Origin of the sequence: Vibrio sp. 10N.261.46.E11, from assembly GCF_041472735.1 — a bacterium.
Classification (GTDB): domain Bacteria; phylum Pseudomonadota; class Gammaproteobacteria; order Enterobacterales; family Vibrionaceae; genus Vibrio.
In genome coordinates, this window is the sequence record NZ_JBFRQW010000047.1 from 14,792 (window position 1) to 40,247 (window position 25,456).

The 25,456-nt window shown below is 42.7% G+C and carries 20 protein-coding genes and 7 pseudogenes; 12 read left to right on the forward strand and 15 right to left on the reverse strand.

Annotated features, from left to right (window positions below; translation table 11 throughout):
• The first annotated feature begins 1 nt into the window (after position 1).
• Positions 2–2,896 carry an aminomethyl-transferring glycine dehydrogenase gene (gene gcvP / locus AB4407_RS15450; RefSeq protein WP_372121177.1) on the forward strand — a complete coding sequence of 965 codons (2,895 nt, stop codon included), beginning with the start codon at positions 2–4 and terminating at the stop codon, positions 2,894–2,896.
• 988 nt (positions 2,897–3,884) lie between these two features.
• Here the strand turns inward: gcvP and AB4407_RS15455 are convergent.
• Together AB4407_RS15455 and AB4407_RS15460 are read right to left on the reverse strand one after the other, a co-directional pair.
• On the reverse strand, positions 3,885–4,178 hold the full coding sequence (locus AB4407_RS15455; protein ID WP_372121178.1) for a HigA family addiction module antitoxin: 294 nt from the start codon (positions 4,176–4,178) through the stop codon (positions 3,885–3,887).
• Positions 4,178–4,456, reverse strand: a complete 279-nt coding sequence (locus AB4407_RS15460; protein WP_372121179.1) for a type II toxin-antitoxin system RelE/ParE family toxin — start codon at positions 4,454–4,456, stop codon at positions 4,178–4,180. Before AB4407_RS15460 ends, AB4407_RS15455 begins: the two co-directional genes overlap by 1 nt.
• Positions 4,457–4,566: 110 nt before the next feature.
• On the opposite strand from AB4407_RS15460, the pseudogene AB4407_RS15465 reads away from it, so the two are divergent.
• Positions 4,567–4,908 (forward strand): annotated as a pseudogene (locus AB4407_RS15465) (transposase); the annotation flags it as partial.
• Positions 4,909–5,163: 255 nt separating this feature from the next.
• Here the strand turns inward: AB4407_RS15465 and AB4407_RS15470 are convergent.
• Positions 5,164–5,748: a hypothetical protein gene (locus AB4407_RS15470; RefSeq protein ID WP_372121180.1), complete on the reverse strand. Its 585-nt coding sequence runs from the start codon at positions 5,746–5,748 to the stop codon at positions 5,164–5,166.
• Positions 5,749–6,087: 339 nt separating this feature from the next.
• On the opposite strand from AB4407_RS15470, the gene AB4407_RS15475 reads away from it, so the two are divergent.
• The 5 genes and pseudogenes from AB4407_RS15475 to AB4407_RS15495 form a co-directional block, all read left to right on the forward strand.
• Positions 6,088–6,459 (forward strand): hypothetical protein, encoded by a 372-nt coding sequence (locus tag AB4407_RS15475; RefSeq protein WP_372121181.1) that lies wholly within the window; start codon positions 6,088–6,090, stop codon positions 6,457–6,459.
• A 114-nt stretch (positions 6,460–6,573) separates the two neighbouring features.
• Positions 6,574–6,741 (forward strand): annotated as a pseudogene (locus tag AB4407_RS15480) (IS110 family transposase); the annotation flags it as partial.
• A 283-nt stretch (positions 6,742–7,024) separates the two neighbouring features.
• A complete protein-coding gene (locus tag AB4407_RS15485; protein ID WP_372121182.1) occupies positions 7,025–7,297 on the forward strand; it encodes a DUF1778 domain-containing protein in 273 nt (90 codons plus the stop codon).
• A complete protein-coding gene (locus AB4407_RS15490) occupies positions 7,294–7,791 on the forward strand; it encodes a GNAT family N-acetyltransferase (RefSeq protein ID WP_372121183.1) in 498 nt (165 codons plus the stop codon). Before AB4407_RS15485 ends, AB4407_RS15490 begins: the two co-directional genes overlap by 4 nt.
• Before the next feature lie 96 nt (positions 7,792–7,887).
• Positions 7,888–8,084: pseudogene (locus AB4407_RS15495) on the forward strand (IS110 family transposase); the annotation flags it as partial.
• A gap of 327 nt (positions 8,085–8,411) precedes the next feature.
• Here the strand turns inward: AB4407_RS15495 and AB4407_RS15500 are convergent.
• The 4 genes from AB4407_RS15500 to AB4407_RS15515 form a co-directional block, all read right to left on the reverse strand.
• Positions 8,412–8,828 (reverse strand): hypothetical protein, encoded by a 417-nt coding sequence (locus AB4407_RS15500; protein WP_372121184.1) that lies wholly within the window; start codon positions 8,826–8,828, stop codon positions 8,412–8,414.
• Complete coding sequence (locus tag AB4407_RS15505; RefSeq protein ID WP_372121185.1) at positions 8,825–10,597, reverse strand: S-type pyocin domain-containing protein; 1,773 nt, start codon at positions 10,595–10,597, stop codon at positions 8,825–8,827. The genes AB4407_RS15500 and AB4407_RS15505 overlap by 4 nt, the downstream gene beginning before the upstream one ends.
• A 354-nt stretch (positions 10,598–10,951) precedes the next feature.
• A complete protein-coding gene (locus tag AB4407_RS15510; RefSeq protein ID WP_025572900.1) occupies positions 10,952–11,488 on the reverse strand; it encodes a hypothetical protein in 537 nt (178 codons plus the stop codon).
• A 139-nt stretch (positions 11,489–11,627) separates the two neighbouring features.
• Complete coding sequence (locus tag AB4407_RS15515) at positions 11,628–11,948, reverse strand: SMI1/KNR4 family protein (RefSeq protein WP_372121186.1); 321 nt, start codon at positions 11,946–11,948, stop codon at positions 11,628–11,630.
• A gap of 397 nt (positions 11,949–12,345) precedes the next feature.
• On the opposite strand from AB4407_RS15515, the gene AB4407_RS15520 reads away from it, so the two are divergent.
• Complete coding sequence (locus AB4407_RS15520) at positions 12,346–13,728, forward strand: MATE family efflux transporter (protein WP_372121187.1); 1,383 nt, start codon at positions 12,346–12,348, stop codon at positions 13,726–13,728.
• Between the two features lie 102 nt (positions 13,729–13,830).
• Here the strand turns inward: AB4407_RS15520 and AB4407_RS15525 are convergent, their stop codons facing one another.
• The 8 genes and pseudogenes from AB4407_RS15525 to AB4407_RS15560 all read right to left on the reverse strand — a co-directional run bounded on the left by AB4407_RS15525 (position 13,831) and on the right by AB4407_RS15560 (position 20,297).
• A complete protein-coding gene (locus tag AB4407_RS15525) occupies positions 13,831–14,457 on the reverse strand; it encodes a LysE family translocator (RefSeq protein ID WP_372121188.1) in 627 nt (208 codons plus the stop codon).
• Between the two features lie 284 nt (positions 14,458–14,741).
• On the reverse strand, positions 14,742–15,602 hold the full coding sequence (locus AB4407_RS15530; RefSeq protein WP_372121189.1) for a delta-class carbonic anhydrase: 861 nt from the start codon (positions 15,600–15,602) through the stop codon (positions 14,742–14,744).
• A gap of 364 nt (positions 15,603–15,966) precedes the next feature.
• Positions 15,967–16,401, reverse strand: a complete 435-nt coding sequence (locus AB4407_RS15535; protein WP_372121191.1) for a hypothetical protein — start codon at positions 16,399–16,401, stop codon at positions 15,967–15,969.
• Positions 16,402–16,629: 228 nt separating this feature from the next.
• Positions 16,630–16,917 (reverse strand): annotated as a pseudogene (locus tag AB4407_RS15540) (hypothetical protein); the annotation flags it as partial.
• Between the two features lie 169 nt (positions 16,918–17,086).
• The gene (locus AB4407_RS15545) at positions 17,087–18,436 is read right to left on the reverse strand and encodes a D-serine ammonia-lyase (RefSeq protein WP_372121192.1); all 1,350 of its coding nucleotides are present in this window, start codon (positions 18,434–18,436) and stop codon (positions 17,087–17,089) included.
• Between the two features lie 181 nt (positions 18,437–18,617).
• A pseudogene (locus AB4407_RS15550) lies at positions 18,618–18,875 on the reverse strand (AraC family transcriptional regulator); the annotation flags it as partial.
• Positions 18,876–18,948: 73 nt separating this feature from the next.
• A pseudogene (locus AB4407_RS15555) lies at positions 18,949–19,302 on the reverse strand (YbhB/YbcL family Raf kinase inhibitor-like protein); the annotation flags it as partial.
• A gap of 104 nt (positions 19,303–19,406) precedes the next feature.
• The gene (locus tag AB4407_RS15560; RefSeq protein ID WP_372121193.1) at positions 19,407–20,297 is read right to left on the reverse strand and encodes a LysR family transcriptional regulator; all 891 of its coding nucleotides are present in this window, start codon (positions 20,295–20,297) and stop codon (positions 19,407–19,409) included.
• A gap of 128 nt (positions 20,298–20,425) precedes the next feature.
• On the opposite strand from AB4407_RS15560, the gene AB4407_RS15565 reads away from it, so the two are divergent.
• From AB4407_RS15565 to AB4407_RS15580, 4 genes and pseudogenes are all read left to right on the forward strand, one after another.
• Positions 20,426–21,439, forward strand: coding sequence for an HlyD family secretion protein (locus AB4407_RS15565; protein ID WP_372121194.1), 1,014 nt, complete (start codon positions 20,426–20,428; stop codon positions 21,437–21,439).
• Positions 21,417–22,853 (forward strand): annotated as a pseudogene (locus AB4407_RS15570) (DHA2 family efflux MFS transporter permease subunit); the annotation flags it as partial. The gene AB4407_RS15565 and the pseudogene AB4407_RS15570, both read left to right, overlap by 23 nt.
• 295 nt (positions 22,854–23,148) lie before the next feature.
• On the forward strand, positions 23,149–24,738 hold the full coding sequence (locus AB4407_RS15575) for a response regulator (RefSeq protein ID WP_210472826.1): 1,590 nt from the start codon (positions 23,149–23,151) through the stop codon (positions 24,736–24,738).
• Positions 24,732–25,064 (forward strand): Hpt domain-containing protein, encoded by a 333-nt coding sequence (locus AB4407_RS15580; RefSeq protein ID WP_372121195.1) that lies wholly within the window; start codon positions 24,732–24,734, stop codon positions 25,062–25,064. The genes AB4407_RS15575 and AB4407_RS15580 overlap by 7 nt, the downstream gene beginning before the upstream one ends.
• Positions 25,065–25,456: the final 392 nt, after the last annotated feature.

The following is a 25,456-nucleotide window of genomic DNA, read 5'->3' on the forward strand; positions in this document are numbered from 1 at the left end:
CATGACTGAATTACTTCAAAGCCAATTACTGAAAGACTTGGGTACGCAAAACGAGTTTGTTGCTCGTCATAACGGCCCTAATAAAGCAGACCAGCAAAAAATGCTTGAAGCGATCAACGCGACTAGCCTAGACGCACTGATCGACGAAACGGTTCCTGCACAAATCCGACTTGAAAAACCAATGACACTTGCCGCGCCACTGAGCGAAATGGACATGCTGACCTCTCTTAAAGAGATCGCTAACCTAAACCAAGTGAAACGTACCTTCATTGGCCAAGGCTACTACAACACATTTACTCCAAACGTTATTCTACGTAACGTTTTAGAGAACCCAGGCTGGTACACAGCTTACACACCATACCAACCAGAGATTTCTCAAGGCCGTCTTGAAGCTCTGCTCAATTACCAACAAATGGTAATGGACCTAACAGGTATGGAAATCGCGAACGCATCCCTTCTTGATGAAGCGACAGCGGCTGGCGAAGCTATGACACTGTGTAAGCGTGCTGGTAAAAGCAAGAGCAAAGTATTCTTCGTTGCTAACGATGTTCACCCTCAAACACTAGAAGTTGTTAAGACTCGTGCTGAGTACATCGGCTTTGAAGTCATGGTTGGTGCTCTTGAAACACTTCCAGAGCAAGACGTATTTGGTGCGCTTCTCCAATACCCTGGTACAACAGGCGAAGTTCGTGACCTAACAGACATCATTGCAAAAGCTCAAGCTAACAAGACTCTTGTAACCGTTGCAACAGACCTTCTTGCTTCTGCACTACTTAAGCCTGTTGGCGAAATGGGCGCAGACGTAGCAATTGGTTCAGCGCAACGTTTCGGCGTTCCTATGGGATACGGCGGTCCACACGCTGCATTCATGGCAACACGTGAAAAGCATAAGCGTACAATGCCAGGTCGTGTAATCGGTGTATCTATCGATACTCACGGTAACCAAGCACTACGTATGGCAATGCAAACTCGTGAGCAACACATCCGCCGCGAGAAAGCGACATCGAATATCTGTACAGCTCAAGCACTACTAGCAAACATGGCGTCTTTCTACGCGGTTTACCACGGTGCAGAAGGCCTACGTACTATTGCTCGTCGTACACACCACATGACAGCTATCCTAGCAGCCGGCCTGACTAAAGCGGGTTACGAGCTAACGAACAACAGCTTCTTCGATACCATCACGCTGAACACAGAAGACAAGACAGATGCACTGTACGCGAAAGCGCAAGCAGCAGACATCAACCTTCGCTTACTTCAAGGTAAAGAAGGTAATGGTAAGATCGGTATCAGCTTAGATGAAACAACAACGATCGACGACGTGAACGCACTGTTCGCAATCTTCGACGTGAAAGAAGACGTTCAAGCACTCTCTTCTGACATTGCATCAAATGAGTTTGCAGCAATTCCAGAAAACTGCCGTCGTGAATCAGAGTTCCTAACTCACCCAGTATTCAATACGCACCACAGCGAAACGCAAATGATGCGTTACCTAAAACAGCTTGAGAACAAAGACTTCTCACTAACGCACGGCATGATCCCACTGGGCAGCTGTACAATGAAGCTGAACGCTGCTGCTGAGATGATTCCAGTAACATGGCCTGAGTTTGGTTCTATTCACCCATTCGCACCTCTAGAGCAAGCGGCGGGTTACACAGCGCTAGCGAAAGATCTTAAAGAGAAGCTTTGTGAAATTACCGGTTACGACGATTTCTCACTACAGCCTAACTCTGGTGCATCTGGCGAATACGCGGGTTTAATCGCGATTCAACGCTACCACGCAAGCCGCGGTGAAGCTCACCGTAATGTTTGTCTGATTCCAAGCTCTGCGCACGGTACTAACCCTGCAACAGCATCAATGGTGTCAATGAAGGTAGTAGTTGTTAAGTGTGATGAAGATGGCAACATCGACATGGCAGACCTAGCAGCGAAAATCGAGAAGCACAAAGACAACCTATCAAGCATCATGATCACTTACCCTTCTACGCACGGCGTATACGAAGAGCAAGTGAAAGAAGTGTGTGAACAAGTACACGCAGCGGGCGGTCAGGTTTACCTAGACGGCGCGAACATGAACGCTCAAGTAGGTCTAACTTCACCTGGCTTCATCGGTTCAGACGTATCTCACTTAAACCTACACAAAACATTCTGTATCCCACACGGTGGTGGCGGTCCGGGTATGGGTCCTATCGGCGTTAAATCGCACCTAGCACCTTTCCTACCAGGTCACATCGAAAACGGTGTACAAGGTTCTGACTACGCGGTATCAGCGGCAGATTTAGGTAGTGCTTCAATTCTACCTATCTCTTGGGCTTACATTGCAATGATGGGCGAACCTGGCCTAACAGACGCAACGAAAGTAGCAATTCTGAACGCAAACTACGTGATGGAAAAACTACGCCCTCACTACCCTGTTCTTTACCGTGGCACTAACGGCCGCGTAGCGCACGAATGTATTATCGATATTCGTCCACTTAAAGAAGACACAGGTATCAGCGAAGAAGATATTGCTAAGCGTCTAATGGACTTCGGTTTCCACGCGCCTACTATGTCTTTCCCAGTTGCTGGCACACTCATGGTAGAGCCAACTGAATCTGAAGATTTAGAAGAGCTAGACCGTTTCTGTGAAGCGATGATCGCAATCCGTCACGAAATTGCAGCAGTGAAAGCGGGTGAATGGCCACTAGACAACAACCCTCTAGTGAACGCACCGCACACACAAGTCGACCTTTCAGGCGCAGAATGGGATCGCCCTTACTCTCGCGAACTGGCTTGCTTCCCATCGAAAGCAACGAAGAACTCGAAGTACTGGCCAACAATTAACCGTGTAGACAACGTATACGGTGACCGTAACCTAATCTGTTCTTGCCCAAGCATCGATAACTACGAAGATTAATTCCTCGCGGCGCTAAGCAGAAAAACATAACAAAAGGCGAACCAAACGGTTCGCTTTTTGTTTTTCGGATTCCAGATTATATGACTAATAAAACATTGACCTTACCGTAAGGGAAAGGTTTAAGGTGAAATGAATCCAACGATGAATGAGGAAACAATTATGGGATGTTGCAACAAAGCGCCAAAAGGTGGTGCCCCTTTGGGCTTGCTTCTAAAGGTAACGCTTGGGATTGGTCTTTTTGTGTTTCTGCTGGCGTTGTGGCAGTAGGAAACTTATAGGGCTTTAGCTTTAAAGCTAAAAAGTGATGGTCTATAAAAAAGGAATAGCGCCTAAATAGCCATTGACGCCATAGTCGTTTGTTATGACTCAGTTTCGTCGACGTACTCAATCTGCTTATTCACAAAAATGGCTAAAACTATTGCAAAAACAATCGCGATTGAGATTCTAAGAAAAGTAGATGGGATAATAGATTGTGTAGAAATGACAAACGGACCAGCGAAACCACCGGAAACAGCTCCTAGATAAGTTCGCCTCCGACTCCATTTCATCAGCGAACCACATCCAATACAACGGTACTTAGTCCAATGAGAACTAAAGAAAAACCAGCTACATGCCACATTTTTCCGACACTTGGGACATTGTCTAGACTTCATAATTGCCTCGTAAAATTAAACTAAGCCGATATAAAACAAGCTGATTAAAGAAACATCAAATCTTCTAGCTAGAGTTTCGAGGGAGTTCATGAGCTATAAAACCTGACTAAGTGGCGGATAACGCACACTCACCCTAAAGCCACACACTTTAGACACAAAACCCAATAGGAACTTTAAATGCCAAACCTTAGCAGTTCACCTTGATAAAACCTCAAGGCGATGTGCCCTTCAAATCCGATCGTACAATTTACTTAATAAAGTGGCTTCGGGCTTGTTCAACACTCGGGATTTAATGTTGGCTGAGCAACACCTTAATCCTTGTTTGTTATATTTTACTACGTCATAGCAAAATTGATCGTGTGCACCTTAGTTAAATTCACGTTTTGTTTTGCTTGCCATAGATCGTAATTATCTTGCATTGTTAGCCAACTTTCAGGCGTACGACCTAGTGATTTTGAAAGACGTAATGCCATTTCGGGTGAAATTGAACTCTTCCCTTTTATCACTCGATTCAGAGTTGAAGCAGCAACATCAAGTTGTTTAGCCACAAAACGACAACTATAGCCGAATGGTTCCATATAAACGTCATAGATAAACTCACCTGGATGTGGGGGATTGTACATAGCCATTAATGGTCATCCTCGTAATTTAAAATGTAAGCATTACCATCGATAAATTCGAAAGTAACACGCCAGTTACCATTTACTGTAATTGACCAAATTCCATCTCTATCCCCTTTCAGAGGATGAAGTTTGAAGCCCGGCAAATCAACATCATCAATAATGGTTGCAGTATCTATCGCGGCTAATTGCATTCTCAACTTGCGATCATGTTTCGCTTGAATGCCCGCTTTACTGCCAGTCTCAAAAAACTTTTTGAGACCTTTGTGCTTAAATGATTTAATCATAAGAAAAGTGTAGCGTGTTGCGCACTATGACGCAACTTTCAATGAAAAATATAGCGAATGACATGGACCCCGCCTACCGAGGTTCTGCCACACTTATGTGTTGCTTAAATGGTGTGTTACCTGATGAAGACATCATCTATATCACCGATGATACGGTCACGTTCCGCTATAAAGAGAGCCAGACCAACGCATGGCGAACGCGCACTTTACCGACTCTCAAGTTCTTGCTGCTCATTTTGCAGCACGTGCTCCCCAAAGGGTTGCAGCGAGTACGAGACTACGGGTTTTTACGTGGTCAAGCACACGCCTTAAGAGCCCGCATTCAACTGTTACTGTTGAACTTGGTCTATAGGATGCCGCCAGTACCAGCACCGATAAGAACCAAAGCGATACGAATCTGCCCTTGCTGTGCACATGAGATGGCGTGCGTTGGAGTGAGCCGACCCACCTAGCCGAAAGGCATTTGATAATAAGGAGAATGGCATTGACGAAAACGGAGGAGATATGACGACGAAAGAAACGAAAAACAGCTAACTGGTTGATAAGATTGCTATCGCAACCTTATCTTGGCCTCGCTCGCTTTGAGAAAAGCCTCAAAGCGATGTGCCCTTCAAACCCAACTGTACAATTTACTTAATAAAGTGGCTTCGGGCCTGTTCAACACTTGGGATTTAGTGTTGGCTGCGCAACACCTTAATCCTTATTTGTTAGCTGTTTGCAGCGACAGCTTTATTCAATTGGCGTTCAAGGTGTTTATCAGCCTTTCGACAAATATCCTCGAAAGCTTCATTAAATAGTGCATCAACCTTACTAATTTCAGGCAGTGTGACTCCTTGGTAATACATGACTTTGTGTTTTACCTGATTGTAGATCTTGTGAAGAACTGTGTCTTCATCGAGGTACTTAACTAAAGAGTCATATAGCCCCGTAGACATAAATATTTCCTCGTGAACAATGAGTAATCTTCGGTACGGTTTCATATCAACTCTATAGCGATTTTGTACATAGAACAGGTCCTTACAAAACTCTCGCCCATCTTCCAGATGCGGAAACTCACTCGGAGCCTCATCAAAAGATAGGTAGTATTCATTTTCAGTTTTAATTCGCTCTTGCAACTCTATTTCAATTTTTGAGGCAAGACCTAATAAATCTAGGTCTTTTAACTTGTAAGCTACAGATTTGGCGTACTTTACCGCTCCAAGAAGCTGATATTCTTCAAAATCATCAGCTTCTTTATTAGAGCAGTAGATTCCATATGAACGAAGCAGTTCATCTATAAGAAGATTATTCATATTTATCCTGATTACTTAACGTGAGACACAGCTAACGCCTTGCTAAATGGCTGATAACGAACACTTAACTTAAAGCAACGCACCTTAAAACACAAAACCATTTGGAACCAAAACTGCCGAGCGTTAGAAGTCCATTTGAGCAATTTGTTGAACGAAGCCGCTGCGCGGCAGAGTAAAACGAGTGCAAGCCATACTCTTGTAACACCATCACCCTGATGGTCGTTCACAGGAGTAACTTATGAATCCCACCAACTTAAAACACTACACTCCGTTTCATATCTGTGTTAGGGTAACTTTGAATACATGGAGAAACTAATATTCATTAACAAAGGAACTGATATGAAACTCTCTTTCCCTATTTTAGGCTTAATAGCTTTATCTTTATTTACCACAAACTCATTAGCCAAATCGACTAACAACATAAAAGTCATTTACTGTAATGACTGCTACTCACAACAGGACTATACAGAAGCAGCTCATTCGGCACTTAAGATACCAACGATTGCTATAGTGAACCCCAACTCTCTAAGCCTAGAGCTATTTAAGGCTAATATTTATGAACTAAGCTCAAGTAAAAGCGAAGTTCAATCAAGCTCGTTCTCTACATACCTGGCCCCACCGGAGCGACCAGAAACCTTCAATTCCCCTGAAGAGTTAAGAGCTTACCTAAAGGCATTAAACGAGTACTACGCGATAGTTGGCCGCCCTTGATTCTAGATTATTAATTGAACTTTACTCCATGTATTCACATAATGAATGACATGAACTCCCCCCCTCCTGAGGATGTCCCACACTTACGTGGTACTTAAATGCATCGGAGGCACCATGTCTGATTATTCTTATTTCTGCGGTATCGACCTAGCTAAAAACCACTTTAGTCTTCATGCCGTAGACCAAAATGGTAAAGTCTTACTTCATAAGTCAGTAACCCACTCTAAACTGCTGACCAAAATAGCAAATATGCTACTCATGCGTATAGGCGTTGAAGCGTGTAGCAAAAACAGCTAACTGGTTGATAAGATTGCTATCGCAACCTTATCTTGGCTTCGCTCGCTTTGAGAAAAGCCTCAAAGCGATGTGCCCTTCAAACCCAACTGTACAATTTACTTAATAAAGTGGCTTCGGACTTGTTCAACACTCGGGATTTAGTGTTGGCTGCGCAACACCTCAATCCTTGTTTGTTAGTTTGCGTGCCAAAGTGACACAATTATTGATTACTACTCATTTGAAGACCATAATATACATGTGACATTTTGACACAAAAGGAAATTACATTATGGCGACTAATTTACCCCGTATCACTGCTAGAGTTGATGTCGATACACAACATTTACTGACAAAAGCGGCAGCAATTGCTGGCATGTCTAGTATTAACTCATTTGTTCTAAGTGCTGCTATCGAAAAAGCCAAACAAGTGATTGAACGTGAGCAAACACTTAAACTTAGCCAAGCTGATGCCAGCTTACTTATGGACGCTTTAGACCGCCCTGCAATAATCAACTCAAAATTGAAAACGGCTTCTGAACGTTACGAGAACAAAACTCAATGATGAACACGGTACTTCTAGAAAAAGCAAAACATGATAGAAATCGGTTCAACTGCGGTATTGAAGCTCTTAATAACTATCTGAAAGTAATGGCGAGTCAACAAGCAAAGAAAGACAACACAAGAACTTTCGTTTTAGAAGATGATAACGATAGCTCGCATATCATTGGCTTTTATACACTAACAATGACACCAATCGATTTGAAGGCCTTACCCGACAAGCTACAGAAAAAACACCAATCATCTACCTCTGGTGGTCTAATTGCTCGACTAGCTGTTGATGAGCGCTACAAAGGTAAAGGCTTTGGCGAGTGGCTGCTTATTGATGCACTCAGAAAGCTACTAGCAGCCAGTGATAGCGTCGCATTCCCTGTGGTTATTGTTGACGCCAAAGATGGTGCAAAAGACTTCTACGAGCGATATGGATTCCAAGCGTTTCAGGATGCAGAAAATAAACTCTTTATTACCATTTCTGATGTAAGAGCGAATTTAGGCTAGTTAACTGCTAGCCTCCAAGCAAATAATGAATGACATGAATTCCCCCCTCCCGAGGTTCTGCCCCCTTATGTGATACTTAATTGCACCGGAGGCACCATGTCTGATTATTCTTATTTCTGCGGTATCGACCTAGCTAAAAACCACTTTAGCCTTCATGCCGTAGACCAAAATGGTAAAGTCTAACTTCATAAGTCAGTAACCCGCTCTAAATTGCTGACTACATAGCAAATATGCTACTCATGCGTATAGGCGCTGAAGCGTGTGGTGGTGCACATTATTGGGCAAGAACACTCACGCACGAACTATGAATGCTAGCTGTGCGTGCGTTGGAGTGAGCCGACCCATGTAGCCGAAAGGCATTGATAATAAGGAGAATGGCATCAACGAAAACAGAGGAGATGTGACGACGAAAGAAAGAGAAAATAGCTAACTGGTTGATAAGATTGCTATCGCAACCTTATCTTGACCTCGCTCGCCTTGAGAAAAGCCTCAAAGCGATGTGCCCTTCAAATACAATCGTACAATTTACTTAATAAAGTGGCTTCGGGCTTGTTCAACACTTGGGATTTAGTGTTGGCTGCGCAACACCTTAATCCTTATCTGTTATATGCGCCTAAAATTTATTGTTTTTCATCAACAACCACTTTCAAGCATACTTCATCAGATACTGCATATGTTCGACTAGAGTAACGACTTGATACTTCTCGTAAACTATCACATTCTACATAACTAGAAACATTAGATAAACTTTTTGAATACACACCAAGGGTTAATAATGGAGCAATGATTATAGCTAAACTCCCGCCTATTATATTAAACCGTTTATGTGACACTGGGGATTTTAGTAGCTCCATTATAAAATAATATGCAACATAAACGCCTAAAAATGCACAAGTAACACTTCCCCACAAATTCAAAATACCTACAATTGTAACCACTTTTTCTGGCTCGCCAAAAGCAACAAAAAAAGCATCTGATGAAAACCATGCGCCTACAACTGAGAACGATATCCAAAATATAATTTTAAATATAATCATTTCATTAACCTATCAACAGCTTTACTTATATCTTTTGAATAACCATTATTTTCATCAACAACATTAAGCCCTTGACCAACTAAGAATGATACTGCCGCAAATATTGTTCCCGATAATAAAACGGTCGCTGTTGCTGGCAACATAGTAACAGCTATTGCTCCCCCCCCCATAGATACAAGTCCTTTAACCATATCTCCAGATGAGTTACCAACAAACTCAGCTAATGTAGCCTCGTCATTCAATATATAATCCGCAGCATTTATTCCTACAGAAACAATAATTTCAACTCCAATATTAAATCTAATATACCTAACAGCACCTTTTAAATCATTTAAACCTAACCCTACCTGAATAACCCTTGGGTTATTCGCTCCCCATTTATTACCTTTCATTAAGGTTTGTTCGTAACGGCGGAAATTTTTAATGATGACCCAATCTTTACCGTTAATATTTTTTGTATACGCTACAACACCTAAACTACCAAGTCCTGATGCAACTTTATACGAATCATAAACACCATTACCTAAACCATAATAATCCTTAAAATCACCAACGGTATCTCTACCGCCCATATCATCATACAAATTTTGTAGGAGTTCATGCCCTTCCTCTGGTGACATTAACCCAAAACTATTAATTGGTTCAACATACTCAACATTCAGCTCTTTCTCCCCTTCTTTTGCTAACGGGTTATACGGAGGCCAGTACATATTTTTAGGGTTGATTGTAACTTTTGATTCTTCTTTGAATTTAGGTAGCACTAAATACAAAGGCTCAAGGAACTTTTGCTTTGGAAAGGCAATTATAACCTCTTCAACAGCATCATCCGAAACACCCTCGATATCTTGAGTCTTACCGTCAATTGGGAGTACTTTTTCTTGTCGAAGACTTCCAAATCTACGCTCTGCCCCATTATGGAATAGTGGGCCTTGTTTACTTACACCATTCCATTCAATGACAACACCACTTGGGAGCGTTGCTTTAAAAGCCTTGCTTCCACCCTCTGGATTTGGCTCTGCTTGAATAACAGGAAGCTTTTCACCGTCACGGTGAAAAGCGATTAAATCTTCTTTACCACTTTCATCATTTTGAAGTCGTAATTTAAGCTCTGTATTTACATCCGATAATTGGTTAAATTCTTCACGGTTAATCAAATGCTCGGCTTTCATGCCTGATGCACAAAATAATAAACACCAGGCAGGAAGAACCTCATCATTATTATGAGTTATTCGCCAAGCACCTAAGTCGCTTAATGCCATATCCACCAAGCTAGTACCAGACAAAATTTTCAACTCTTGCTCTGGTGTCATTTTGGAAAATCGCTTCTTAAAGTCCGTGCTTTTCCCTGATGTTAACACCGCAACTTCACCGTATTCTCTTAATGGGATAGGTTGCGTTTTATCAACATCAGGCATAATACTTGAGGCGAAGCATTTTTTAGAGCTTGAGCTAAACAACTCAGATACCGTTTTCATTACATTAGAGGTCGCATCACTAGATGCTAATGAATTAGTATTCGCCGTTTGAGGGTTGGCCGCTTCAGTTTCCGCTGCTATCGCATTTTGACGAGTCACTGCCGCATCTGTAATTGCTGGCGTCACGCCTTTACCACTTCTTGCTTCTGCATCATAGGCTATCGACCACTTAGGAAAGAAACTGTCTTTGGTAGCCTCTTGATAACGAGCATCTTCTATACCTAACGGTTGCGTTCTATTTGGGGAGTCATGCGCCATAGAGTTAGGTGGAAATATACTATTTTTCGTTGTCATCGCAGTGCTTACCTATATAAAAGACTGATGCTAATTATATCATTGGAACAAGGTGACTATCTCACTGAATTGACAGTTAAAACACCTAGCCGAAAGGCATTTGATAATAAGGAGAAGGCATTGACAAAAACAGAGGGGATGTGACGAAGAAAGAAACGAAAATAGCTAACTGGTTGATAAGATTGCTATCGCAACCTTATCTTGACCTCGCTCGCCTTGAGAAAATCCTCAAAGCGATGTGCCCTTCAAATACAATCGTACAATTTACTTAATAAAGTGGCTTCGGGCTTGTTCAACACTCGGGATTTAGTGTTGGCTACGCAACACCTTAATCCTTATTTGTTAGCTGTGTTTTTAAATATGGTACTTATCTGCAAGTGCCTGTATAGATAACCGAATTCTGTCCAACTCTTCTTTGTTATCGTTTAAGCTTTTTTCACCTTTATAGCGCTGATAATGTTCAATAGAGCCAATTCCCATACGGCACTGAGCATACAGGGAGATAAACGAGTTATTACTACTTGAGATATCTTTACGCTCACCACTTGCTAATTCTTTGTTGAAATTCTCGACACATTTATAAATCGATGCGAGTTCAGCTCTTTCTTTGCGGGTGTAAAATGGCGCAACATCAGCATAGTGATGGTCAAAAATAACGTGCGATATAGAAGATGGTGTAACTGTGCCGCTTAAAGCTACGCTATTTAGATCATTGAGAATTTCTTCAATTCTCTTAGCCTTGAATTTTAACTCATCATGAATATCCAGAACTTCATCTGAGATACCCTTTTTCTTACGATAGATACCCCAGCGATACTTTATGAAATCTACCGCTTGACCAAGCATGAAACCAATTAGCAATGTAGAAATTGCTATTTCAAATTTTGTCATAGATATTCAACTCCTCAGAAAACAGCTAACGCTCGCTTAAGTTGTGAGCAATGAAGCCGAACTGTCTGCATTGCACCGTAAACACAAAACTGATTTAAACCAAAAATGCCATGCGTTGCGAATCAACTTGAAGCGCTTGTTAGGGCTTGAGGTTCACGCCATGTAATTTTGCAAAATCTGGATCTATCCAGCTAGAAATCACCTGACCTTCGGATAAATCAATACATCTGGGTTCAACACAATTCTCCTCAAACTCCTGTAGAGAGGCGCTAAGAAAGGTTCTAGCCGATGTTTCATGATCCCAAAAAAAGATCCCCTGAGTATTAAGTATGAAGTAGTTACCGCATTCATCCTCCGCAATTGCAGTTACATCTGATAATTCTTTGGGCGTAGTCGATATCGTTTTCCGAATTACTCCGTACTCATAACCTGAAGAGTCGATGAAGATCTTTCCAAACATAAATATTACTCCTTAGAGCCCTAACAGTTCTTAGACAGAAAAATTCTGCATTTAAATATAGAATTTTTCTATCAGTTTCTTATGCCATCAATTGTACTAAATTTAGTTCATCTATAACAGTGACTTATGATGTGCGCATTGAAATTCAACAAGCAAATATAGAAACTTTCTATCTAGCATGATTCACATTAAAATCATCAGGTTATGTACATAGAAACAGTATCTAACACCATGCAAATCTAGCGTTCTTCCAGAGCAAATTAGCCCCTATAAATCCAATGCTTGACCCTATACGGTAAGGTGTTTATATTGTCGCCCGCCCAACGGGGCACATCCTAAAATGCACACCGGCCATCCTGCCATCATTCGTGTATTTATATTGATGTTGTGAACTTCCATGCTAACGAAACTTCGTCCTTTTACTCGTGAATCGGGTGCGCTTATGCATCTTTCGGTTCCTATCATTTTGACTCAAATAGCGACCCAAGCGATGGGATTTGTCGATACGACAATGGCTGGCCAAGTAAGCCCTGCCGATCTCGCCGCTATTGCACTGGGTACTAGCCTTTGGATTCCTGTGTTACTGCTACTGCGTGGTGTGATTATGGCGTTAACGCCTATCGTTGCTTACCACCGCGGCGCACGGGACTTCCAAAGTATCTCTGTTGAATTTTTCCAGATGGTTTGGTTGGCATTAATCGCGAGTGTGCTGCTTATCGCTTATTTGGTGAGTGCGAAACCGATCTTAGAGTGGATTGGGGTTGCCTCTGAGATCATTCCAATTGGTAGCGACTATGCGTTTGCCCTAGCCTTCGGTGTGCCGGGTATTGCCCTGTTTTACACCTTGAATGGCTTTTGTGAGGGTATGAACAACACCAAAGTACCGATGATCATTTCGGTGGTTGGTTTGTTGGTGAATATTCCGGTCAACTACGTGCTTATCTACGGCAAGTTTGGCTTCCCTGAAATGGGGGCTGTGGGTTGTGGCTGGGCGACTAGCTTGGTGTATTGGTTAATGTCAGGAATGCTGTATTCCTACATTAAAGGTCATCACCACTACAAAACCATCATCAACTTTTCAGATGCAAAGCCAAAAGCAAAAGAGATGCTTCACCTTCTAAGATTAGGTTTACCTATCGGCATGAACATCGCGGTGTGCGGCAGTATCTTTGCGGTTATCGCGTTGATGATTGGTCGTATTGGTGCAGAGAACGTGGCAGCCGCGCAAATTGCACTTAACATTTCGAGCCTGACTTACGTGATTCCGATGAGTATTTCGTTTGGTATTACGATTCGTGTTGGTCACGCTTTGGGTGAGAAAGACGAACTAGGCGCAATTGAGCGCAGTAAAGTCGGTATTTTAGTTGCAGCGTTAATTTCCTTGCTTTCGGTTGCGATGTTCCTGTTGTTCCCAGAGTGGATCATCAGGCTTTACACCACCGATCCTGCGATAAGTGCAACGGCAGCAGTATTGTTGACCTTTACTGCGATGTACCAGTTCAGCGATGCATTACAAACGTCTGCTAACGGTGCATTACGTGGTTATAAAGATACCAAGATCCCAATGATCTTAGCCATAGCTTCATACTGGGGCTTAGCATTACCACTGGGCATGGTGTTGGGCTTAACGGGCCACATTGTTCCTGCAATGGGTGAAGAAGGCTTTTGGATTGGTATTCTAACGGGCTTGAGCGTTTCAGCGACGCTGATGTTAATTCGCTTACGATACGTGATTAAGAAGCGCGATTTACTGCCTTCAATTAGCGCAGTAATTCGCTAATACTGCTCTAGTAAGCGAATACCGCACCGGAAAGTAAATACAAAAAAGCGCGTTACTGCCACAAGGCAATAAGGCGCTTTTTCTATTTAAATTGAACTGTATTTATCTGTTTATCGCCAAATATGATCCAGCCGCAATCATTATTCCACCAGCACTTTGATTTAGTCTTTTATGTGCGCGTGGCGTTTTAAGTAAACTTGGCATTCTGCCAGCCCCCATCGCAATCAGCATGACACCGGACATCAAAGCAACAAATGCTAAAACGGAAACCAAGACGATATCTTGTGAGCGTAAAACCGTCAGGTCAATGAAAGTCGGCAAGAACGAAATATAAAATAGAATCACTTTAGGGTTTGATGCTGAAATCAAAAAGCCTTGTGCGAAACTTGCGAGTTCTGATTTCTGACTTTGCTTCGCAGCGAGTTCCGCTGAGCCTTGCACTTCAGGTAGGCTCTTAAACATCTTGTACCCAAGATAAATTAAATACGCCGCACCAAGGTAGCGAATCACCTCAAAAGCCAATGACCAGTTCTCAGCAATCGTCGCTAGGCCAAAACAGGCAAGCGTAAGATAGATAAGGTCACTGCAAATCATACCTAACGAAAGCGTGATGCACTTGCGCCATCCATGTACCATAGCACGAGCTAAAATCGCAAATACGCCAGGTCCCGGAGTAATACCAAATATAAACATGGCAATAAAAAATGTTAGTGCGCCTTCTAGTGACATCTGCCGTCCCTCAAATATCATTCAACATTATAAGTTTCGAACGTATCACGGAGCTCCGATTCGGGTAAAGAACGTTTTTGTCTAAGAGCGTGTTTGACTGACAGTCATTTTTAACTAAGAACGATTCACACAACTCATGTTTTGAATAAGTGTCACACGTAATTTCCCCACAAGACCTTCGCCTAGTCCTAGTTCTAAGCCCAACGTCTTTTTCATTAAGAAACCAAAAGGCGAACCTAATGGCTCGCCTTTGAAAATATTGACTACCAATCAACGTAACAAGATTAGTTCGCTATTGGTGACAACAACTCTGGGTTTACGACTATATTTCTTACACCATGTGCATGGTCTTCGTTAAAATCGTTTCCTTCACACCAGTTACCAACCGTAGCGATATCCACTTTCGCCACTTGTGGACGAACGTTCCATGTTACTTGGAAGGGCGAACCTTGTTCATTATAACCAGGGCCTGTTGTAGAACCTGCGTATTGAATCGCTGAGCCAGTATCTTGTGGAATATTGGTTGCTTGGTGCAAACCATCCACTTTAGAGTGCTTAGCCAATGCTTCGAAATCGAGTGCTTTGTCATCATTTACTAATACATAAACTTGGGTTTCTACACGTAATTGTGGGTTGGTAATCGCATCGTTAAAACAAGCGCCCAGTGTTTCACCCGGTTCAACTTGAGCGGTTGAGTACACGTAATGCACTTCGATGGTGTCGCCCGAATGCAAAGAGCCATGATCGCTTGGACAAACCTTGCCCTCAAATGGTATCAGCTCAGCCGTACTCAACTTACCAGTGTACTTAAAGCCACTTTGGAAGCCCTTTCCATCACCATTACCAGCGTATTGGGTAAACTCACCACCTTTGTGCTCAGCGTTCTTATGGAAGTGAATATTACATAAGTTCATGGCTGTTGAATCTGGTGCATCAGAAAACAGACGAGCGTTAGTTCCCTGCAAAGAACCCAAATCACGTGGGGCTTGCGGGCCGAAACCTTTGCCTTGTGTGTTTTCAGACAGGTTCGCTCTTTGTTCGGCGATAACACTGTCTGCTACAGATTCATGGTTCGCGTCAGATGCGTTCGCTTGAGCCGCAAACATGGCCATCGCGACGCTTAAAAATACACTCTTATTCTTCATATCTCTTCCCTAGAATATTGATAACAAAACTAAATACCGGATTTCATCGCAAACATACTACTATGCCCTTAAGTGAATATCAGACACTGTCTTTGTAAGATTAGATTTCGTTGCTTACTTTGGGAGGATCATTAAAACACTCGATGCATATAACAAGTCAAACACGGTAAATACGGCGAGTCCATTCCAGAACGAACAAATACCTACTTTGCTGACTGTCTCTTGACTCAAGCCGACAAACAAGCGAACAACAGCTATAACCAGAACTACAACCAGAACTAATAGTAAGTTTCAGATATAAAAAAGACGAACCGTTTGGCTCGCCTTGTTTACTGATTCGATGTTCTTCGTTCGAGCTATTCGCTCAACCATGGCCTGTGGCAAATATTCCAAAGGTCAAAACGTTCAAAGTATCTGTTACTCCCTTGAGCGATTTTATGACTTTCTTAGTCGGCTCGTTGTTGAGCAATAGGTAACTTCCAAGTCCTTTCTCATTATCGGTCTCGACTATATCTGCAGTCACTTGTTTAGCGGTTACTTGAGATGAATGTACTTCAGAGCCTTCAGAAGCTTCTGATACAGATTCAGCTTTAGCGTTGGCACTAGTATCTTTAACTAAATCAGCACTTGTCTCATCAGCAGACTCAGCAATAACGTTTATATTCGTCTCTTCTTCGATAGTGTTCGACAGAGTATCTTCGTTGCTCAATGTCTTTTCGTCGATCTGCTTATTACTCGTTGTAGAGCAAGCGGTTAAGAAAAACAGACTAACGATGAATGTGACTAGGTTTCGCACCATGACGATAAAGCTCGAATTAATAAAACGATGTTCGATTGTAATTTAATTGGTTGACGACATCCAGTGATTAGCCAACTAAACCTCAGCACCACTCATAAAAACGATTTTATAAATCAATTACAATCACCATTCAAATCAATTGACTTTCTCTACAAAAGAATCAGCCAATTATTAGATACAAAATGACCGTCATTTCACACTCCCATCGCTCGACGTATCACAGCCATCACTATTAGCTAGGCAATAGTCGACTGGAAGAATATCAGATAACCAATGTAAGCTGTCTAAGAAGTATTGCTTGTGCCCCGTTTGTACTATCGCGAAGAAATCAACGTCTGAATACTGATCCAATCGCTCCGTTTCAATGCTAACAGAACCGAGTCCCAATAAGGCATGCGCCTTACCAGAAGCTTTCAAAGATTCCCCAATCGCATCTAGGCGTTGTAATAGTTTTTCTGGTGTATTTGGGTTTAGTGTAGTTGGCAGTTGTGTTTCTACTTCTTTATCAGGTTGAATCGTTTTATCCGCTTGCATCACTCTATCCCTATCAAGTTGAATGCCACTCAACCTAACTGATAGTTAGAATATTTAAGAAGCCTGATTTATAAAATATGTATTTGGGGTAACGATCTGCGTAACTTATTGCTTCGTTTCAACTCATCAATCATCCGTCTTTCTATCCAATTTACACCGATGACTTTGCTAAATAGGCTGCCATTTCTTGCTCTGGCACCATGCCTCCGCCAGTCGCCCATACAAGATGTGTGGCATTGGCTAGCACCGACTCATCAATATCTAGACGAGCAAGGTATTCTCTATTCTGTTCAACATTAATCACGCCCGGCATACCCGCAAGTGCTGAAGGCTCCAATTGAATACCCTCCACTTGGTTCAGTTCACCTAACAATTGATACATACGTTTGTCGGTTAACGTGTAATAGCCATCAAGTAAACGTTCCATAGCTCGACCAACAAAACCAGAAGCACGGCCAACTGCAAGCCCATCTGCAGCGGTGAGGTTATCGATACCTAGGTCTTGAACTGCAATGTCATCATGCAACCCCGTATGGACACCGAGCAACATGCAAGGTGAATGGGTCGGTTCAGCAAAAATACAGTGTACATGGTCACCAAAAGCCATCTTTAGGCCAAATGCCACACCACCGGGGCCGCCACCGACTCCACATGGCAAGTAAACGAATAATGGGTGCTCTTTGTCGACGACAATCTGCTGCTGATCAAATTGCTGTTTGAGCCTTTCTCCAGCTACAGAATAACCAAGAAATAGAGTTTGCGAGTTTTCATCATCAATGAAAAAGCATCGTGAATCTTGTTCTGCTTCTTTGCGACCTTGTTCTACTGCAACGCCATAATCTTGCTCATATTCGACCACATTGACATCATGCTCACGCAGTTTGTTTTTCTTCCACGCTCTCGCATCAGCAGACATGTGAACCGACACTGTAAAGCCTAACTTGGCACTCATTATGCCAATCGACATGCCTAAGTTACCCGTTGAGCCTACTGCAATACTGTATTGTTTAAAGAAGTCACGAAATTCAGGTTCGAGCAACTTACTGTAGTCATCGCTCTCACACAGTAACCCCGCTTCAATCGCAAGCTTCTCGGCATGCGTTAGTACTTCATAGATACCACCGCGCGCTTTGATTGAACCTGAAATCGGTAAATGGCTGTCTTTCTTCATCATCAAACGCCCTTTTATTGGCTGCTGATAATGCGCTTGCAATACTGATTTCATAGATGGAATGTCAACAAGCTCAGACTCGATGATGCCATCGGTCACTTGTGTTTCAGGGAATGCCTTCGCCAGATAAGGGGCAAACCTTTGTAATCGCAGGCTTGCATCTTGAATGTCCTCTTCGCTTAAGCCCACATAAGGTAAACCCTGTTCTAACGTCGTGATGTTTGGGTTAAACCAACTCACTTCTTCTAACGCTATCAGTTGTTTTAACAATGGGAAATCGTTGGTGAGCTTGTCTATATTTAATTCACTTTTGGGGTTCAATTCAGTCATGGGTGACCTTCTCTGGTATAGCGCCATCATCTCTGGTACACAGCAATCTGCGCTCTTACAAACATTTGGTTTTGAGCCTATTAAAACGGTATTCATTTAATTATTCAATGACCTATAATTAACTAGGCTTACTTTGCTCGATGCGTCTTATGACTTAATTGCTGACCACTGTCTTGATGTATTCACTAGGCGATAAACCAAATTTTCCTTTAAAGCGCTGACTAAAACGTCCTTTGTGGGGCATGTTCTCAAAACTCAATGACGCTGATGCCTCACACAACAGCAGCTCAGAATGCGAGAGTTCTGCCGCTGAGTCTTTCCAAAACAGGCGTTTGCTGCCTGTAATGATCTGAATAATACTAGGGGATAGAATCCTCACATTACGCAGTTTTTGTAACTGCTCTGCACGAAAGATCGTCACTTGATATTGATGATTCATCTCATTTGCTTATTTGCTTATTTGCTTATTTGCTTATTATGTACGTGTATAAGCTTTTAACGTACATAAGCTATTAACGTGTATAAGTTGCCGTCAGTTTTGCTTTGTCTAAAGCCATGCTGTTCAACGTGAATCCAACCACTGCCGACGGCGTATTTTCGTCTAGGTTAAGTTTGTCCGTTGGTAATGCCCAAACCGTGAATTGATAACGGTGCATACCATCTTTTTCTGGAGGACAAGCGCCACCGAAACCTACCGTTCCATAATCGATTCGGCCTTCTTTGCCACCCACTTTAGAGATATCGACACCGCGAGGTAGCTCGCTCACTGTTGCTGGAATATCAAACGCGACCCAGTGCCAGAAGCCACTTTCTGTCGGAGCATCAGGGTCATAAGCCGTGATTGCAAAGCTTTTAGTGCCTGCTGGTATATTTCAATTGTTACTATCTCACCGCCTTTGATTATGGTTAATCGGTACGTTTTAGGCAGAGGCTGTTTTTATGTTATCCAATGGGTCAACGGTAAGAGCTCTCAACTTTTGAACGCCGTCAGTAAATAGTTGATAAAGGCCTTCTTACGCTTCGGCATTAGCTGCCTGTCCGCATACACCAGACTTACTGAAACTTTTGGCATCTCATATTCAGGTAACAAACGAATCAGTTTCCCTGTCTTGAAGTACTCACGACAAATGAACTCAGGAAGCACCGCCAAGCCAAGCCCATCGACACAAGCCGTTAGACATGCTGTGATGGTATTCACGCGCAACTGACACGGCAGATCGATCAAAACAGACTCACCACCTTCTAACTGTAAGTGCCACTTAGGTAAACGTGCTGCTTTGTTCACTGTTTCAATCATTCGGAATGGTGCTTTGAGATCCTTTGGCGTTTTAATTTCACCGCATTGATCTAAATACTCAGGGCTAGCAACTAAAACGCGTCCAGAAGTTGTTAGGTAACGTGAGACCAAACTTGAGTCTTCCAACTCTCCAATCTGTGCGTAAAGGTCGACTCCTTCTCCAATAATATCGACTTCTCTATTGGTCAGTTCCAAATTCAACGTCACATTGGGGTGCTCTTTTAGGAAGCTATGAATGTATTTCGCCAACACTTGATGCCCTAACTCAACAGGAAAAACCACATTAAGCGGCCCTCGAATTAAATCCTGATTGGCAGAGACCTCTAACTCGGCTTGGTTCATGATCTCTTGCATCTGCATGCTCGATTGATAAAAGCGATCCCCCTCTGGCGTTAAGACCAAACTTCGTGTCGAACGAGTGATCAACCTCACACCTAGGTGCTGTTCTAGCTCGTCTAGCTTTCGGCTGACGGTCGACTTCGTCATGTTCAACGCTTCAGCTGCGTGTGTAAAACTCCCACAATCAACCACTTGTGTAAAAACAGTGACCGCATTTAAGTCCATCCGACCTCCCCAAACTCGCTATTAGTAAGATTTTTGCAACAGTGTTTCCCTTTTTTCCTATCTTATCAATCAATGACTTTCATTTACAATTCGTTACATCTAAATAAAAGCAAAATGAGAAAATAGAAATGACAGAAAACAACAACGCTTCGCAATCAGTAAGCACAAAAAAACGTAAAAAAGCACCGCTTATTGCTACTGCGATCATGCTGTCATTGGGTTTAGCTGGCGCGGGATATTGGTATGGCTATGGTCAGTATTTTGAATCGACCGATAACGCCTACCTGCAAGGCGACATCACCAATATTAGCCCTAAAGTGTCTGGCTATATTGTTAAGTCTTACGTGAGTGATAACCAATCGGTGAGAGAAGGCGACTTATTGGTTCAAATTGATGACCGTGATTACCAAGCAGCCCTTGCTCAAGCTAATGCCCATTTATCCGTCGTACAATCCGACGTAAAGAACTTAATCGCTCAACAGACGTTACAACGTAGCAAAATTAACCAAGCAGAAAGTGGCGTCGATTCCGCAGAAGCAGAATATGAACGTGCCATCCAACAAGTACAGCGCTCTCGTAGCTTGTTGAAACGCAATTACGCTTCTCAAGATGAAGTCGATAGCATGGTTGCTCAACAAAAAGTGACACTTGCTGACTTAGAAGAAGCGAAAGCCAACCTTGTCGCTACCAATGACCAACTGATCGTTATTGCGAGCGAAATTGAGCAAGCCAAAGCCTCAGTAACAGAAGCACAGGCACAACAAGATCAAGCACAGCTCAACCTTGATTACACCAAAGTCTACGCACCTACAGACGGCGTCATTGGTAAACGCAGTGTGCGTGAAGGTTTATTGATTCAAGCTGGTGCTCCGCTTATGAGTCTAGTGCCTAACAACCAAGTGTGGATTGAAGCAAACTTCAAAGAGACACAACTTAGCGGTATTCACAAAGGTCAAACAGTCGAAGTCGAGTTAGACGCCTTTCCAGGCCAGCCACTTGAAGGCGTGGTAGACAGCTTCTCCCCTGCTACTGGCGCTAAGTTCGCGCTGCTGCCACCTGAGAATGCAACCGGTAACTTCACCAAAATTGTTCAACGTGTCCCTGTGAAAATCACCATTCCAGATCACCAACTCGTCTCTTAAAGATATTCAAGGTGCCTTGTCTGCAACCTTGGATGAAAGCTCATGGATCTCGACGTCATACCTAGTTGCGGAGATGATCGCTATTCCGCTCAGTGGTTGGCTTTCAAAAGCGCTCGGTAAGCGTCGTTTTCTCACGTGGACCACGGCAATCTTTACCATTTCATCTCTGCTGTGTTCTTTCTCGTGGAACATGACCTCGATGATCGTGTTCCGTGCGATGCAAGGTTTTAGTGGTGGTGCATTAATCCCACTCGCGTTCTCCTTGGTCATTCAACTATTGCCTGTCAACAAACGCGCTGTCGGCATGGCGCTGTTTGGTGTTACAGCGACGTTTGCTCCGTCTATTGGCCCAACATTTGGTGGTTGGTTGACCGAGAACTTCTCGTGGCACTACATCTTTTACATCAATATTCCGCCCGCTCTGCTTGTGATCACCATGATCCGCTATGGCCTGGACGATGAAAAGTTCGACCTTGGTACGCTGAAAAAAGCCGACTGGTTCGGTATTGCGACCATGGCGTTAGGTTTGGGTTGTTTGGAAGTTGTGTTAGAAGAAGGCAACCGTGAGGAGTGGTTTAGCTCGAGCTTTATCGTTGGCTTGAGTATCGTGTCTGCGGTGAGTTTGGTTTACTTCGTGATAAACGAGTTGCAACACAAGAAGCCACTGGTGAACTTGCGGCTATTGCGGGATGCGCAGTTTGCGATGTCTTGTATCGCCTATCTGATTTTAGGTATGGCGTTGCTCGGATCTATCTATGTATTACCGCTGTATTTAACGCAAATCCAGCAATACAACGCGATGGAGATCGGTGAAGTTCTGATGTGGATGGGTTTCCCACAACTTCTGATATTCCCAATCGTGCCCAAACTGACTCAAATCATTAAGCCTAAATACTTGGTGACCTTTGGCTTCGCGATGTTTGGTTTCAGCTGTTACGTGAACACCCACATGACAATTGATTTTGGTGGTCAGCAGTTGATTTTATCTATGCTTCTGCGCGCTATTGGCAGCCCGTTTATTATGGTTCCGTTGTCTTTGGTTGCCATGAAGAACATCAGCAAAATCGACACACCGGATGCTTCGACTTTAACCAACGTAATGCGCAACCTAGGTGGTGCTTTCAGCATAGCGATTATCGCTACGCTACTGGATAACAAAACCCGCGAGCATCTTGCACATATCAAAGAGTCGCTGCCTTCAGTGAGTCAACTTGGTTGGCAAACACTCAAAGATCAGCAAGCGTTCTTTATCCAATCAGGCAGTGATGCCGCGACAGCGATGCAACAAGCGCAAGCTAGCCTGTTAGGAACAATGCAACGTGACGCCGCTATCATGGCCTATAACGATGTGTTCTTGATGATGACGGTATTCTTAGCGTTAGCCGCTGTATTGATTCTGAATATGCGCGATTAGAGCTAGATACGCTGCGAGGCGTTACTTAAAGAGTAATTCTCATAGTTGGATATCAAAGAAAACTTGAACAACAAAACACAGAGGTAAGCTTAACGGCTTACCTCTTTTTTACGTGTAAAACCTGCATAACCACACAAAATTTCGATCAAAACACTGACCGTAGAATGAGTTTCATAAATCTTGTCGAATAATCTTTAATTACCAATAGTTTATTGAGTGTTTGTATGTGATATCGGCACCTTGACAATGTGCAACCTGACACCTAAATTAAAAATAACATTTGGTATTGAGGAAAATGGATTTGACCTTACCACCAGACCTACGGGTTTTAATTGTCGACGACTCTAAGAGTGCAACGATACTTATAAAGCAGCAACTCTCGAGCTTAGGTATTTCACATGACTGCATCTTTATTGCGACCGATTATCGACAAGCTATTAAAGCGGTCGAGACGCACTCTTTTCATGTACTCCTCATTGATTACCACTTAGAGCAATCCTTCACGGGGTTTGAGCTGTTGGGGATCCTGTATCGAAACAGGCTCATCGATCATACAGTGGCCACTATTCTTATCTCAGGAGATATGCGTCAAGAAACGGTATTAACCGCCCTTTCAGGTGAAGCTCACCATTTCGTTTCTAAACCGATTCATACTCAGATGTTGGGTAAAAAAATCCAAAGTGCCGTGTCCGTTTCGAAGAAGCTCACCCTGCTGAATGATTTATATCCTATAACCAGTCAAGAGAGATTAGCTCAAGCTTTGGCGATCTCCCCTAACGGCACTAGCGTTCAGTTCGAAGCAACGTTGATTGAACATTTAATTGCATGTAAGAAATGGCAGTTACTCTCTAGCGTCATTAATAACTCAAAAACCAATATGCACCCAACAAAATTGGTGGCTGAGGCTCTGATTCTTGACAGCTTAGGTAAACCAAATCTAGCCATAGATAAGCTTCACAATTTTCTGATAACGCAGCCACTCTCATTAAACGTTATTGATTGCTTAAGCTGTATCTATGAAAAGCATAAGATGCTGTTGCCTGCTCTTAAATTGGCGATTCGTGCATTTGAGATGACACCAAGTATCAGCCATCGTGCAATCAGGGCGATCGACTTAGCTGAGAACGCAGATAACACACATATGATCATAAAGTTAGGTGAGATGTATGCGACCCACATTTCAGCTGCTGACATAGATGTCATCCACTCCATTGGTGCGCACTTTAATTCGTTAAAAGCGACTTACCAGCGCGAGACGCAACTAAAGTACAAACATATTTTGCTTGAGCACGCCAACCAATTCACAGAGTTGGTGAACCTGAAACTTCCAGTAAAACAACAGCAGCAAGTTCTGGCTAGCCTTGCCCTATTTCAGAGCAGCGTATTGCTCATCGAAAATAGCCCTCAGGTTGCCCACAAAAAAGTGATTAGAGCTTCCACACTGTTAGCAAACAATTTCCACAGACAACCCACTTACTTATTGGCTCAATTAATACCACTGCTCGTTCACTTTGGTGAGTACTCTCTTTATCACTTAGCAGTGGAATGTCTAAAATCTCGTGGAGAGGCAGTAAGTCACAAACTTGAGTCCAAAAATGTCGACCCTTCAACTTGTATAAACATTGAAAACTTTGGGTCGATTCAGGAATTAAAGGACTATATTCACAGTTATCCATATTCAGTTGCCGCTAAACTTGACTATATATATGCCGTCCATAAAGCTCATATAGATGAGAAACTTAGCGACGACTATTTAGAAGAAATCTTACAATTAGAACTTCCTCCGAAATGGAACCAATGGATTAGTGATTCATCACGGTATGGTTTTTCCACTAAGCCGCCTAGCCCATTTTCAACATACAGCCGACAGGAGTCCACATGCTAGACTTTGATGCTTTAAATGCCTACTTAGATAATGACAGAGAAGTGATTTACGCTGTGCTATCGACTTACCAAGAAGACCATGGCAATTCACTCGAAGAGATAGAAGAATTAGTAAAACAACAAGATTGGGGCAAACTTCATTTCACTGTGCATACTTTGAAAGGCATCTTAGCCAGCTTTGGCGAAGAAACTGCTACTGTGGCCTTAGAAAGAGTCGAACAAAACACACTTAATAAAATTGCGCCACAAGACGACGATCTTTCCGTTATCTACAGCGAGATGAAGATCATCAATCAGCAAATCGACGAAGTACTTGCCACTTACTAGTCTATGCATTGAGCTTTCACTCATCGCTTTTTAGGCTTAGTGCAGCGGTCAATATCCACAGAACAGGTCTGAGAGCTGAGGGACTTTGGAAACATGGAACCTCGACTCTTGCCATTTTCGGCTCATTTCCCCTACCAATTATATAGCTGCCTCACATCTATAAATTCACTCAATTTATCTACATGTGCCGATGTATAACACATGCTTTATAAACCATGCATCTTCATGTTTTAGTTGAAATAACGCTGCTCTCAATAAGATGCAACTTAGTTAAATATTTGTAGATATTTTTGTGACAAAAACATATGAAATTGCATTTTGTTTATTGGTAAAGGAGAAAGTGTCATCTACACTCTAATGAAACCAAGCGTTAATCACTTGGTGGCATAATA